The organism is Streptococcus mitis, assembly GCF_047463435.1.
GTDB classification, from domain to species: domain Bacteria; phylum Bacillota; class Bacilli; order Lactobacillales; family Streptococcaceae; genus Streptococcus; species Streptococcus mitis_DS.
Genome location: NZ_JASHDW010000011.1, coordinates 53,942 through 68,173 on the forward strand (window position 1 = coordinate 53,942; position 14,232 = coordinate 68,173).

Genomic DNA, 14,232 nt, shown 5'->3' on the forward strand with positions numbered 1-14,232 from the left:
CCTCCTACTCCCCCTTAAGCGCTTCAAACTTCGCTTTCATGGTTGGATTTTTACGTGTCAATTTCTTGACAGAGACATCTTCCAGCTTATTATTAGCCAGACGGAGTTGGTTTTCAGATGTTGTTAGGAACTTTTTAACCTCTTCCATCCGTTTGATGGCCTTGTCGATTTCATCGATAGCTTTACCAAAGTTAGTCGAAGCTGAATTGTAGTTCTTGGCAAAAGCAACTTTAAAGGCATCCAAATCTGCCTCAAAATGCGTAATATCGATATTTTGCTCGCGGACCAAGGCCAACTCCTGCTTATATTTTAGGGAATTAAGCGCTGCATTTCGCAAGAGCCCAATCAACTGGATAAAGAATTGAGGACGAACCACATACATCTTTTCATATTCGTGGCTGACATCAACAATCCCCGTGTTAAAGTAGTCGTTATCAGCCTCAAGCATGGTCACCAAAACCGCATACTCACAGTTCTTCTCCCGACGGTCCTTGTCCAATTCCTTATAAAAATCTGCATTCTTGTGCTTCTTCTCTGTTCCATCCGCTTCATTTTTCATCTCAAACATAATGGAAATGATTTCCACTCCATTTTCATCACATTCACGGAAGATAAAGTCTCCTTTAGAACCACGCGCTGAAACCTTGTTATCCTTCTCAAAGTAGGCATTTGGAAATGCAAAACTGCGGACCTTGTTAAACTCACTCTCTGCATACTGTTCCAGACTTTCCCCGATGGCTTTTGTAGATTGCTGAGCTTTGAAATTCTTGTAAAATTCGACTTGTTCACTTGCTGCCTTGAGCTGTGCTTCGTAATTTTGTTTAACAGAAGCAAGAGAAAGCTCGTTTTCTTTTTCTTGTAAAAGAAGCTGGTTTTTAACCTGATCCCGTTCTTTTTCTAGGTCAGAAAGTGTCTTCTGTAGTTGATTTTCATACTCTAAACGCAAGGTAGCCAGTTGGTTTTCCAAGGCCTGTACTTCCTTGTCCTTTGCCAATAAAGCCTGATGGCTTGTCTGTTCAACCTCTTTCTTGGCCAATTCTTTTTCTGTATCAAAGTTCTGGATTTGACTCTGTAATTGCGCAATTTCTTGGTCTTTTTGAGCTAGTTTAGACTGTTGTTCATTCATGGCCTTTTGCTCAGCCAAGGCCAACTCCTGCTTCATCCGATCGTGCAATTCCTTATCAAACTCTACTGTTCTCACTTGGGATAACAGTTCAGCATACTGACTTTCATTTACTGTAAAGACTTCCCCACAGTTAGGGCATTTGATTTCGTTCATATCGTTCCTCCTTCTAGACTTCTTTATCCATTATATCATGCCTGAGGGAAAATCAAAAACAGCGAGTCGAAACCCACTGTTTATCTTCTTTTACTTTAAATTTTTTCCAAGGCCAAGCGCAAGTCTTCAATCAAATCTTCTACATTTTCAAGTCCGATTGACAAGCGGATTTGATTTGGTGTGATACCTGCTGCTTCTAGGTCTTTTTCTGACAATTGACCGTGAGTGGTTGTAGCTGGATGGACAACAAGAGACTTGGCATCTGCCACGTTCGCTAGGTCAGAGAAGATTTCTAAATGATCAATTACCTTGCGTGCTTCTGCCTCCCCACCTTTGACATGGAAAGTAAAGATTGAGCCCACACCTTTTGGCAAGTATTTCTCAGCCAAGGCATGATAAGGACTGTCTGCAAGTTTTGGATAGTTTACCTTTTCTACCTTAGGATGGTTGACAAGGAAATCAACAATTTTCTCTGCATTTTGCACATGACGTTCGACACGAAGAGAAAGGGTTTCAAGTCCTTGGAGCAAGAGAAAGGCATTAAATGGCGACAAGGCTGCACCTGTATCACGGAGCAATTGAACACGAACAGCGATAATAAAGGCTGCTGCACCCACATCCCGAGTATAGCTCAAATTGTGGTAGCTTGGATCTTCCTCAACAAATTGAGGGAATTTCCCTGAAGCCGCCCAGTCAAAACGACCACTATCGACAATCACTCCTCCAATAGTCGTACCATGCCCACCAATAAACTTAGTCGCAGAGTGAATAGCAATATCTACACCGTGAGAGAAAACGTTAATCAAATATGGTGTGGCAAAAGTGTTGTCTGAAACGAGAGGAATCTTGTGTTTATGCGAAATCTCAGCCAATTTTTCCAAGTCAGGAATGTTAATCAAGGGATTCCCCAAGGTTTCAATCAAGACAAGTTTGGTATTGTCACTGATAGCTGCTTCCACTTCCTCCAAATTATCCACATCCACAAAGGTTGTTGTGATTCCATAACGAGGAAGTGTTTCTTTCAAGAGATTGAAGGTTCCGCCGTAAATAGTTGAGGCCGCTACAACATGGTCACCCGCATGGGCAAGAGCCAAAATCGTATAAGTAACTGCAGCCATACCTGATGCTGTTGCAAGAGCTCCAACACCACCTTCGAGAGCTGCAATTCTTTCTTCAAAAGCAGCTGTTGTAGGATTTGTAATACGAGTATAGATATTACCTGGCTTTCTCAAGGCAAAAAGATCTGCACCTTCCTGCGTGTCATCAAAAACAAAAGATGTTGTTTGATAAATCGGTACTGCACGAGACTTGGTAGCTGGATCCACAACTTGACCAGCATGCAGTTGCAAAGTTTCAAATTTAAAATCACGAGTCATAAGACGACCTCCATATAGTTTGATTAAGGATATTGTAGCACCTTAAGTTATAGTTTACAAATATCAGTTTTCTATATTTTGATATAATAAATAGCTATTACTCTATTTTAAAAACGAAAAAAGCACGACTCAATCGTGCTCATTTCTTAATCTACATAAGTATCTTCGTTTTTATTGAGGAAGGCATATGGAAGACCCATCAAGAGGCCTCCTCCGATAAAGTTCCCAATGAAGGTTACACCCCAGTGGCGAAGCATATTTCCAACACCAAAGTTAGCAATTGAATCCGCAGCAACACTGAATTTCACAATCGCGAAAGAAGCAAAGTTCGCAGCGATGTGCTCGTTTGTTAAGAATACAAACATGTAAATTGCTGATAAAACGAGCCAAAGTTTGGCACCACCATCTTTGACCAAAACAAATGAAAGAATCGCAATATTTACGAAAATATTGGCTAAAATACCTTCAAGTAAGACTAGCTCATTGGAACGGCCTAACTTCATCTCTACAACCCCAGAGATGAAACTATCATGAGTCAGATTTGCATAGGCTGCCGAATGAGCAAATCCCCAACCTGCTATCAAAGCCCCGATAAGGTTGAACAAGGTACAGTAAAGTAAAATCTCAGCTGTTTTTCTCCAAGAGATTTTTTTCAAGAAACTACCGGCTGTCAAGAACATCATGTTTGATGTTACCAACTCAGCATTCAAGAAAACAATGTAGGCCAAGCCCCAAGCAAAGACAAAGGGGAAAAGAAAACGTCCACTACCTGGCGCAATTTTATTAATCAAGTCAGCCCCAACTGCACCAGCAGCAGTACTGAAGGTTAAAAATGCACCTGCGAACATAGAACGAATCGCATACTTAAATTTGCTTTGACTATAAAGACTTTCCTTCTTCTTGCAAGCAAATTCAATCTTTGAGATAAATTCTGAAGAAACCATAATAAACTCCTAAAATTTTTTACCTGATAATTATATCACAAACTTTAGAATTAAGGAAACGTTTTCTGTATTTCATAACAGTTTATTTTGAAATTCAATCTATAAAAAATCAGTAAAACTAAATGTTTACTGATTCTTTAACTATTAATAGCGTTGTTTATACGGTTGATTGAAGGCTGTTAGAACTTCTTCAGGTGTTTGTGAATAGTCTTTTGTATCTTTCAAATCACCTTTTACAATAATCCGCTCTGTCGCATCATAGTCCACACAAGTTACAAGTGTGATCTCATCAACACCACTACGGTCGTCAATCTCATCCACACGATCTGGTGTTACATGCTTGACCTCATGAATGACATAAGTATAAACCTTATCCTTATCAGTCAGATAAATTTTCATACCATTTTTAGCATGTGATAAGGGAGAAAATAGCATCTGACTGGCATTTTCTGCTGTAAAAATGTGATGACTAGCTAGTGAATAATTTCCTTTCCCCATCACTTGATCACGCTTCATTGTACCAGCTCCATAGAAGAGATTGACATTATCAAGCCCCTTAAAAATTGGCAAGTTAATTTCTACTTCAGGAATAGCAATCCCACCAATAACTGGTAATTTTTGCGAATTCCATTGTGAGGATAAGACAGCTTCTGATGAAATGGCTTTTACTGAGTCAAAGTCAAAATTACCTTCTGTATCTTGATTTTCTTCCAATTTTTCTTTTGATACCTGGCTAACTTGATACTTGTTAGTATTCCAAACCATGAAGATATCACGAATTTTTGAATTAAAGATTAATGCCAGTGACAAGAGGATTAAGAATCCTGCCAAGACATTGATTAGTAGATTTTTACGATTTGTTTTCTTTTTGTTCTTTTTATGAGACATTATGCTTCACCTTCTATTTCGTTTTCTGTCCCAACTTCTTCTTTTTCTGCAGCTGCAACCGTAGTAAAGGTTACAATTTTAGCATCTTGATCCAGGCGCATCACCTTAACTCCCATAGTTGAGCGACCTGTTTGTGAAATATTGGCAACGTTGGTTCGAATCATGACACCTGTATCAGTGATAATCATCAAGTCTTCATCGCCTTTAACGGTCAAAAGACCTGATAGAGGACCATTTTTCTCAGCTACATTAGCCGTCTTCATCCCTTTACCACCACGACCTTTTGTTGGATATTCGGTCGCAACTGTACGCTTACCATACCCTTTTTCTGTGATGATAAGAACCTCGTCTTGGTCTGTAATCACACTAGCACCAACTACTGTATCCCCTTCACGAAGATTGACACCTTTCACACCCGTAGCGATACGACTCATTCCACGAACGGCTGATTGATTAAAGCGCACTGCATAGCCAAACTTAGTACCAATGATAATATCCGTATCTTCTTCTGTCAGCAGTACATTAATCAATTCATCTTCATCTTTGAGGTTCAATGCTTTAAGCCCATTCTGACGAATATTAGCAAATTCCTTAACGCTGGTTCTCTTCACAATACCATGACGGGTTGTGAAGAAGAGGTAAGCATCATCACTACGTTCAGACTCGACATTGATGATGGTCTGAATACTTTCACCTTCATCCAATTTCAAAAGATTGACAATTGGCAATCCCTTAGCGGTACGACCATATTCAGGAATTTCATAACCTTTCAGGCGATAGACACGTCCTTTATTTGTAAAGAAGAGCAGGTGATCATGAGTGCTAGTTGACACTAATTCACGAACAAAATCGTCATCCTTAACACCTGTCCCTTGAACACCGCGACCTCCACGTTTTTGAGCAGTGAACTCATCCTGATCTAGACGTTTAATGTAGCCCTTGTTAGACAGTGTAATCAAGACATCCGATTCTTCAATCAAGTCCTCGTCTTCGAGGCTTAAGACTTCACCGACCATCAATTCAGTACGACGTTGATCACCAAACTTACGCTTGACTTCATCTAATTCATCCTTGATAATTTGAGAAACACGTTCTGGCTTAGCAAGAATATCTGCTAAATCTGCAATCAGAGCCAATAAGTCATCATACTCTGACTGAATCTTATCACGTTCCAAACCTGTCAAACGGCGAAGACGCATATCAAGAATGGCTTGACTTTGACGTTCAGAAAGCTTAAACTTGCTCATCAACTCAGCTTGTGCTTCCGCATCCGTTTCACTAGCACGGATGATACGAATCACTTCGTCGATATGGTCTAGCGCAATCAAGAGACCTTCTAAGATATGAGCACGCGCTTCTGCTTTTTCCTTATCAAAACGTGTCCGACGAACAACCACTTCTTTTTGGTGCTCAATATAAGCATCCAAAATCTGACGAAGGGACAAAATCTTTGGTACCCCATTTTGGATTGCAAGCATATTAAAACCAAAGTTGGTTTGCATCTGGGTCATCTTGAAGAGGTTGTTGAGGATAACATTGGCTGAGGCATCACGCTTGACTTCAATAACAAATCGAACACCTTCACGGTTTGACTCATCACGTACTGCTGTGATGCCCTCAATGCGTTTTTCCTGAACCAAACGAACAATATGCTCATGCACCTTTGTTTTATTGACCATATAAGGAAATTCTGTTACAACAATACGCTCACGGCCAGTCTTAGTTTCCTCAATTTCAGTACGAGAACGAAGGACAATAGAACCTTTACCTGTTTCGTAGGCCTTATGGATACCTGATTTCCCCATGACAAGAGCACCAGTTGGAAAATCTGGCCCAGGCAGGACTTCCATCAAGTCCTTAGTGGTCACTTCAGGATTGTCCATGACCAACTTCACTGCATCAATGGTTTCACCAAGGTTATGAGGTGGAATATTGGTTGCCATCCCAACAGCAATACCAGTTGCTCCATTAACCAAAAGATTAGGAAAGCGCGCTGGCAAGACCAAGGGTTCACGTTCATTGGCATCATAGTTATCAACGAAGTCAACTGTATTTTTGTTAATATCACGAAGCATCTCCAGAGCAATCTTGCTCATACGTGCCTCAGTGTAACGCTGGGCGGCAGCACCATCACCATCCATGGAACCAAAGTTCCCATGACCATCTACAAGCATGTAACGATAGCTCCACCATTGAGCCATACGGACCATGGCTTCATAGATAGAGGAATCCCCGTGTGGGTGGTATTTACCCATAACATCCCCTGTAATACGAGCAGATTTTTTATGGGGTTTATCTGGAGTAACACCTAATTCATTCATTCCGTAGAGAATCCGACGGTGAACAGGTTTCAAGCCATCTCGAACATCAGGAAGAGCCCGTGCTACGATAACACTCATAGCGTAGTCGATAAAGCTCGTCTTCATCTCCTTTGTCAGATTGACATTCACTAAATTTCTATCCTGCATTAATAAATGCCTCATTTCACTATTAGTAATTAACAATATTATACCATAATGTCGACTATATTTCAGGTATCTAAAACTACTAAAACGTTTACATCAAGAACTGAAAGGCATATCCGTGACAAAGCTTTTTAAAAGTGATAGAATTAAAATAACTGGGGAAATCCCTGAATAAAATTAAGGAGATGTTTAGAACAATGACTTCAACTAAACAACACAAAAAAGTTATCCTTGTTGGTGATGGTGCTGTAGGTTCATCTTACGCTTTTGCACTTGTTAACCAAGGAATTGCACAAGAGCTTGGAATTATCGAAATTCCTCAATTGCATGAAAAAGCTGTTGGTGATGCGCTTGACCTTAGCCACGCCCTTGCCTTCACTTCACCTAAAAAAATCTATGCAGCTCAATACTCTGACTGTGCAGACGCTGACCTTGTTGTAATCACTGCAGGTGCTCCTCAAAAACCAGGTGAAACTCGTCTTGATCTTGTAGGTAAAAACCTTGCTATCAACAAATCAATCGTAACTCAAGTTGTTGAATCAGGTTTCAAAGGTATCTTCCTTGTTGCTGCTAACCCAGTTGACGTCTTGACTTACTCAACTTGGAAATTCTCTGGTTTCCCTAAAGAACGCGTTATCGGTTCAGGTACTTCACTTGACTCAGCTCGTTTCCGTCAAGCACTTGCTGAAAAATTGGATGTTGATGCTCGTTCAGTGCACGCCTACATTATGGGTGAACACGGTGACTCTGAGTTCGCTGTTTGGTCACACGCTAACATCGCTGGTGTAAACCTTGAAGAATTCCTTAAGGATACTCAAAATGTTCAAGAAGCTGAATTGATTGAATTGTTCGAAGGTGTTCGTGATGCAGCCTACACAATCATCAACAAAAAAGGTGCAACATACTACGGTATCGCAGTAGCCCTTGCTCGTATTACTAAAGCAATCCTTGACGATGAAAACGCAGTACTTCCACTTTCAGTATTCCAAGAAGGTCAATACGGAGTTAAAAACGTCTTTATCGGTCAACCAGCTGTTGTTGGTGCACATGGTATTGTTCGTCCAGTAAATATCCCATTGAACGACGCAGAAACTCAAAAAATGCAAGCATCTGCAAATGAATTACAAGCTATTATTGACGAAGCATGGAAAAACCCAGAATTCCAAGCTGCTTCTAAAAACTAATTTAGATAGTAATAACTCCTTGAGTCATCAGGGAGTTATTTTTTATCTGTATTTGAACTAAACATTTTATGAAGTATACGTAAAAAACAACATAACTTTAAAAGCTATCGTGTCACAGTTTGGGCATAAATCCGAAAACTACCAATTAGATCTATCCTCACGTTACAAAAAGTCTGTAGCAAGCAGTATTTGACGAACTTGATACCGTCGCATTAAATCGAAAGTAAAAAGTTTTGCCCCATTTGTGCTCCATAGACAAAAAAGAGCCCATCATACAGGCTAGAAAGCTTGATATGATAGGCTTTTTAATGTTAGATTAACGTACTGTACGGATACGCATTGTGTTTGTACGAACAGCTTCTCCAACTGGTACACCAGCTACGATAACGATATCGTCACCAGATTGTACAAGTCCTGCTTCAACTGCTTTACGTTCAGCGATTTCGAACATATCGTCAGTTGATGATGGAGCATCTGTCAACATTGGGATAACACCCCAGTTCAACATCAATCCACGTTCTGTCAATTCGTCGAATGTCAATGCCAAGATGTCAGCATTTGGACGGTATTTAGAGATCAAACGTGCAGTGTGACCTGTCTTAGTAAGAGTTACAACCAATTTGATATCCATTGAGTTAGTAGCATCTTTAACAGCTGAAGCCATTACTTCTGTCTTAGAGTTACGTTCGAATGAATCTGAGTTCAAACGTCCATATTCGTTAAGAAGAGTTTGAGCGTTCTTGTCGATTGTAGCCATTGTAGTTACTGACTCAAGTGGGTATTTACCATTTGCAGACTCACCTGAAAGCATTGTAGCGTCAGTTCCGTCGATAACAGCGTTAAATACGTCTGATACTTCTGAACGAGTTGCACGTGGTTTTTCAGTCATTGTTTCAAGCATGTTTGTTGCAGTGATAACAACTTTACCAGCAGCGTTCACTTTAGTGATGATCATTTTTTGGTAAACTGGAACCATTTCGAATGGTACTTCGATACCCATGTCACCACGAGCAATCATGATACCATCAGCAGCTTCGATGATTTCATCCAAGTTATCAATACCTTGTTGGTTTTCGATTTTAGCGAACAATTGAACATGTCCATTTCCAGTTTCTTCACAGATTGCACGAACTTCGTTCACGTCTTTAGCAGTACGTACGAATGAAATCGCGATGAAGTTGATACCTTGTTCAAGACCGAAGCGGATATCATCGTTATCACGATCAGCAAGAGCTGGGAAAGGAATTTTAGTGTTAGGGATGTTAACACCTTTTTGTTTAGCAATTACGCCATCGTTTTCAACTTCAACTTCAAATTCACGAGTTGCATCATCTTTAGCAACCACACGAAGACCAAGTTTACCATCGTCAACCAAAACTTGACGACCAACTTCAACATCATCATAGATATCAAGAGCACCAGCAACGTTCAATGCAATCACATCACGAGTTGATTTGATTCCTTGTTTAGTCGCAACACGGATTTTCTCACCAGTTTTGTATGAATACTCTTTAGCTTCACCTTCGAACAATTCTGTACGGATTTCTGGTCCTTTTGTATCAAGAAGGAAACCAACTTTTTTACCTGCAAGTTTTTCTGCAAGTTTAACAGTTGCCATACGCTCACCTTGTTCTTGGTGGTCACCGTGTGAGAAGTTGAAACGAAATGTGTTAGCACCAGCTTCAATCAATTTGGCAATGTTTTTAGCTGAAGCTTCAACATCAAGTTTTTCACCCCAGTATCCGTCATCACCAAATTTTTTACCACCACGGATTTCTACCGCAGGTCCCAAAGTTGCAACGATTTTTACACGTTTATTCATGATTTTTGTGACTCCTTTATATATGACCTTTTTGGTCTTATTAACTAAATTATAAATTATGACAAGCTCTTATTCAAGCTAGATAGCTCAAGGTCAGCCTTGTGTGGGTTGTTAACCACAATCTTACCATCTGCAGTAAGGCTAAACAATGCTCCTTCTTCTGCAGTTCCAAGAATTGGGTTTTCAACCATTTTCTCGTTACGGATACCAACCGCAACACCACCGATACCTTCTTTAAGAAGTTTAACAGCATGGGCACCCATACGTGACGCCAAAACACGGTCACGCGCAGTTGGAGAACCACCACGTTGAATATGTCCAAGTTCTGTCACACGAAGGTCGCTTGTATCCCCAGCTTCTTTTAGTTTTTGACCAAATTCAGCTGCTGACATAACACCTTCTGCCAAGACGATGATATTGTGTTTTTTACCACACTCATAACCGCATTTAATGCTTTCAACGATATCTTCAATCTTGAATCCTTCTTCAGGAATGATGATTTCATCAGCACCAGTTGCAATACCAGCCCAAAGAGCGATATCACCAGCGTTACGTCCCATAACTTCGATAACAAATGTACGACGGTGACTTGATGATGTATCACGAATCTTATCGATAGCGTCCATAGCAGTCGTAACTGCTGTGTCAAAACCGATTGTAAAGTCAGTACCAACGATATCGTTATCGATTGTACCTGGAAGACCGATAGCTGGGAAGCCATGCTCAGTCAAACGCATAGCACCGTGGTATGATCCGTCACCACCAATAACAACTACACCTTCAATCCCGTGTTTTTTCAATTGCTCAATCCCTTTAAGTTGCCCTTCAAGTTGAGCAAACTCTGGGTAGCGAGCTGAGTGAAGGAAAGTACCACCACGAGAAATGATGTCCCCTACTGAAGCTGTATCTAGGGGATGAATTTCACCGGCAACCATACCAGCATATCCATCATAGATACCAAACACTTCCATTCCTTCTGAAATTGCTTGACGAACAACTGCACGGATGGCAGCGTTCATACCAGGGGCGTCTCCACCACTAGTCAAAACAGCAATACGTTTCATATTGGTTATGCTCCTTTTTCTTTTAACATTCTTACTGATTATACCACATTTACGTTGAAAATTCTTCTATTTTCCGTAATTTTAGCGATAAATCGTTTTCATAACGATTCCATTCAATTTCGCTTCTAATTCATCAGATTTAGCTACAAAATGATGGGGAGAAACAATTGTTCTCTGTTCCTCTTCATACCTGATAATGACTGGGATTGGGCCTTTATACTGGTCTAAAATACGTGACATTTCTTGATCCGAGTCATGATTTTTCACCTGAATCCAAAAGCGCTCAGCCACTGCTTCTCTTATTTCTTGTGCAATCATTTGCAGACGACCGTCACGTGACTGGACTTTCCCTTTAATATAGTAGAAGGCTCCTTCTCTTACTTCCTGCCCAACCTGTCGATATAAATCTGAAAAGAGGGTAACATCCAATTTTTTCTTACTGTCATCCACCTGTAAGAAAGCCATATTTTCACCTTTTTTGGTACGAATTACTTTTATCTTCTGAACCTCAACCAAGATAATAGCATAGCTATTTTCTGATAAATTACTAATAGGAGTAATCGGATAAATGGCCTTACTTGCAATAGCTTGTAGTGGATGTTTGCTAACTCCCACTCCTAGAAGCTCTTGTTCCATGTAGAATTTTTCTTGCTCCGTCCAATCTTCCGATTCCTGCCAACTATATATAGTATCACCAAATAAGCTTCCTAACACTTTCGCAAATTCAAATAGATTAGCTAAATTATTGAATACTTTTTGACGATTTTTTTCAAATGAATCGAAAAGACCAACTTTTACCAAAGGTTCTAGCAAAGGAAGTTTCAAATAATTCTCAGGTAATTTAGCTATAAAATCTTCAATGTTAGAATAAGGTCTATTTTTTATAATCCAAAGCGCCAAATCATTGCTGACCCCTTTAATCGATTTCAGACCTAGATAGATGAACTTGTTGGCAATTTTATCATGATAGGGGATGGTATTGATGGACAATGGTGCTACTTCAAAGCCTGCTTCAAGTGCATCTGTTAGGTAATCACTGTTGGCAGAATTCAACATGACCTGATAAAAGATAGCTGGATAATGTGTTTTAAAATAGGCCAACTGGAAGGCCAAGGCTGAGTAGGCATAGGCGTGAGATCTATTAAATCCATAACCTGCAAACTTCTCCATAACATCAAAAACCTGCTCTGCTTTTTCCGCAGTATGACCAGCTTCTATGGAGCCTTGAATAAATGAAGCTCTCATCTCATGCATGGCAGAGGCATCCTTTTTACCCATAGCTCGACGCAAAATATCGGCCTTCCCAAGACTAAATCCAGCAAATCGCTGAGCAACCTGCATAACCTGCTCCTGATAGAGCATAATGCCATAGGTTGGAGCCAAAATATCCTCCAGAACTGGATCTAGAACAGTCACTTCTTCCTGCCCATGCTTTCTTGCCACAAAATTATTGATATAGTCACTAGCACCTGGTCTATTTAGAGAAGTAGTCGCTACGACATCTTCAAAACAGACTGGTTGTACACGCTTCAGCAGGCGAATGGCACCAGGTTGTTCAAATTGAAAGATACCTTTTGTATTGCCAGAGGCAAATAAAGCTAACGTTTCTTTGTCTTCCAAATCAATCTCGTTGATAGCTATCTTAACACCTTCCGTTTCAGCAAGCAATTCTTGCATCTTCTGGACAAAGGTCAAATTTCGTAATCCCAGAAAGTCCATCTTCAAAAGTCCACTGGCTTCAACTCCATGAGCATCATATTGAGTCAGTGGAATTTCGTCACCATGCTTTAGAGGGATGTAGTTGGTCAAGTCTTGGTCGCTAATGACAACACCAGCTGCATGAACAGAGGTTTGTCTTGGATAACCCTCAATCTTGCAGGCAATTTCAAATGCTTTTTGGTATTCTAACTTACTATTGATTTGCTGACGAAACTGGAGATTACCCTCATAGGCTGACTTAAGATTATCACGAAAACTGATTTTCTTGGTAATTGCAGATAATTCATACTCTGGCACACCAAAGCGCTTCAAAACATCTCGAAGAGCTTGCTTGGCGCCAAAGGTAGAAAAAGTAACGATTTGCGCAGCATGCTTGCTACCATATTTATTGCCAACATATCTGATAAAATCTGGACGATAAATATCAGGGATATCAATATCAATATCAGGCATAGTATAACGTTCACGATTGAGGAAACGTTCAAAAATAAGATTCTTCTGAACTGGGTCAATCCCTGTGATATCCAAAGCATAGGAAACCAAACTACCGACTGCAGAACCACGTCCCATTCCCATATAATAGCCATTTGAACGTCCAAAACGCAACAAATCCCAAACAACCAAGAAATAATCGTCAAAGCCCATATCATGAATAACAGCCAATTCTTGGTCTAGACGGTCTTGATATTCTTTACCAGTCAACCCCTTCTGAACAAGCCCCAATTCAGCGCGCTCTCTCAACTCTTCTACCGCTGGTCTAGCAGGATTAAAGCGAGGCAATTTCAGACTAGTATCCAAGTCATAAGAAATGCCTGAAATAAGCTTTTCTAAATTGTCCAAGGCTTGAGGAAAACGTTCTTGAAATAGTTTCTCTAAAGAACTTGCAGATAAAAGCACATCTTGTCGTGAGCGCAAGGGAACTTCTCTGAGGGGGAGATTTTCTTTAATCGCTGTTAAAACTTGCAGAACTTCTCTATCCCTGCTTTCAAAAGCATTGACTCGATAAAGGGGTAAAATAGGATGATGAAATTCGCTGGCCAGTGTTTCTGGATAAACTCCAACATAGTAATCACAGCCTAGATTTAGCGACTCAATCTCTTCAAAATAAGGCACAATGACCGCGATATCCTCCAAGTACTGGGACAGGACTGACCAAGTTTTCTCCCCCTGCATCTTGGCTGTTGAAAGTTTCATCAACTGCTGATAACCCACACTAGATAGGGCTAAAAAACGCAGATTCAAATCCTTATCATCTATAAGTACATTCATTTCAAGCCCTAATAAAGGATGAATGCCATATTTTTTTGTAATCTCTAGAAAGTCGAAAGCACCATAAAGATTGTCAATATCCATCATAGCCAGATGAGTGTAGCCATATTCTTTAGCTGCTCTCACATACTTGTCAATCGAAATGACACTCTCCATAAAACTATAGACTGTTTTTGTATCTAGTTGTGCGATCAATTTACACTTCTCCTCTATTGTTCTCAC

At 40.2% G+C, this 14,232-nt stretch carries 9 protein-coding genes; 1 reads left to right on the forward strand and 8 read right to left on the reverse strand.

The genetic code is table 11. From position 1 onward, the window contains the following. Positions 1-4: 4 nt before the first annotated feature. The 5 genes from QM843_RS07935 to gyrA all read right to left on the reverse strand — a co-directional run bounded on the left by QM843_RS07935 (position 5) and on the right by gyrA (position 6,955). On the reverse strand, positions 5-1,279 hold the full coding sequence (locus QM843_RS07935) for a DUF2130 domain-containing protein (RefSeq protein WP_414304728.1): 1,275 nt from the start codon (positions 1,277-1,279) through the stop codon (positions 5-7). A gap of 95 nt (positions 1,280-1,374) precedes the next feature. Beyond that, the gene (locus QM843_RS07940; RefSeq protein WP_414304727.1) at positions 1,375-2,655 is read right to left on the reverse strand and encodes an O-acetylhomoserine aminocarboxypropyltransferase/cysteine synthase family protein; all 1,281 of its coding nucleotides are present in this window, start codon (positions 2,653-2,655) and stop codon (positions 1,375-1,377) included. A gap of 146 nt (positions 2,656-2,801) precedes the next feature. Next, positions 2,802-3,599, reverse strand: a complete 798-nt coding sequence (locus tag QM843_RS07945; RefSeq protein ID WP_237446900.1) for a formate/nitrite transporter family protein — start codon at positions 3,597-3,599, stop codon at positions 2,802-2,804. Between the two features lie 144 nt (positions 3,600-3,743). Then, positions 3,744-4,487 carry a class A sortase gene (locus QM843_RS07950; RefSeq protein WP_143952171.1) on the reverse strand — a complete coding sequence of 248 codons (744 nt, stop codon included), beginning with the start codon at positions 4,485-4,487 and terminating at the stop codon, positions 3,744-3,746. Continuing rightward, positions 4,487-6,955 (reverse strand): DNA gyrase subunit A, encoded by a 2,469-nt coding sequence (gene gyrA / locus QM843_RS07955; RefSeq protein WP_414304726.1) that lies wholly within the window; start codon positions 6,953-6,955, stop codon positions 4,487-4,489. Before gyrA ends, QM843_RS07950 begins: the two co-directional genes overlap by 1 nt. Before the next feature lie 194 nt (positions 6,956-7,149). On the opposite strand from gyrA, the gene QM843_RS07960 reads away from it, so the two are divergent. After that, the gene (locus QM843_RS07960) at positions 7,150-8,136 is read left to right on the forward strand and encodes an L-lactate dehydrogenase (RefSeq protein WP_000204729.1); all 987 of its coding nucleotides are present in this window, start codon (positions 7,150-7,152) and stop codon (positions 8,134-8,136) included. Between the two features lie 316 nt (positions 8,137-8,452). Here QM843_RS07960 and pyk read toward each other — a convergent pair whose 3' ends face one another. The 3 genes from pyk to QM843_RS07975 all read right to left on the reverse strand — a co-directional run bounded on the left by pyk (position 8,453) and on the right by QM843_RS07975 (position 14,205). Beyond that, positions 8,453-9,958, reverse strand: coding sequence for a pyruvate kinase (gene pyk / locus QM843_RS07965; protein WP_020902894.1), 1,506 nt, complete (start codon positions 9,956-9,958; stop codon positions 8,453-8,455). A 56-nt stretch (positions 9,959-10,014) separates the two neighbouring features. Continuing rightward, positions 10,015-11,022 carry a 6-phosphofructokinase gene (pfkA, locus tag QM843_RS07970; RefSeq protein ID WP_414304725.1) on the reverse strand — a complete coding sequence of 336 codons (1,008 nt, stop codon included), beginning with the start codon at positions 11,020-11,022 and terminating at the stop codon, positions 10,015-10,017. Positions 11,023-11,103: 81 nt separating this feature from the next. Next, a complete protein-coding gene (locus QM843_RS07975) occupies positions 11,104-14,205 on the reverse strand; it encodes a DNA polymerase III subunit alpha (protein ID WP_414304724.1) in 3,102 nt (1,033 codons plus the stop codon). Positions 14,206-14,232: the final 27 nt, after the last annotated feature.

What these genes read in the sequence shown, in the direction of transcription:
- QM843_RS07935 (WP_414304728.1), bottom strand. Translation starts at nt 1,279, where the DNA reads ATGAACGAAATCAAATGCCCTAACTGTGGGGAAGTCTTTACAGTAAAT.
- QM843_RS07940 (WP_414304727.1), bottom strand. Translation starts at nt 2,655, where the DNA reads ATGACTCGTGATTTTAAATTTGAAACTTTGCAACTGCATGCTGGTCAA.
- QM843_RS07945 (WP_237446900.1), bottom strand. Translation starts at nt 3,599, where the DNA reads ATGGTTTCTTCAGAATTTATCTCAAAGATTGAATTTGCTTGCAAGAAG.
- QM843_RS07950 (WP_143952171.1), bottom strand. Translation starts at nt 4,487, where the DNA reads ATGTCTCATAAAAAGAACAAAAAGAAAACAAATCGTAAAAATCTACTA.
- gyrA (WP_414304726.1), bottom strand. Translation starts at nt 6,955, where the DNA reads ATGCAGGATAGAAATTTAGTGAATGTCAATCTGACAAAGGAGATGAAG.
- QM843_RS07960 (WP_000204729.1), top strand. Translation starts at nt 7,150, where the DNA reads ATGACTTCAACTAAACAACACAAAAAAGTTATCCTTGTTGGTGATGGT.
- pyk (WP_020902894.1), bottom strand. Translation starts at nt 9,958, where the DNA reads ATGAATAAACGTGTAAAAATCGTTGCAACTTTGGGACCTGCGGTAGAA.
- pfkA (WP_414304725.1), bottom strand. Translation starts at nt 11,022, where the DNA reads ATGAAACGTATTGCTGTTTTGACTAGTGGTGGAGACGCCCCTGGTATG.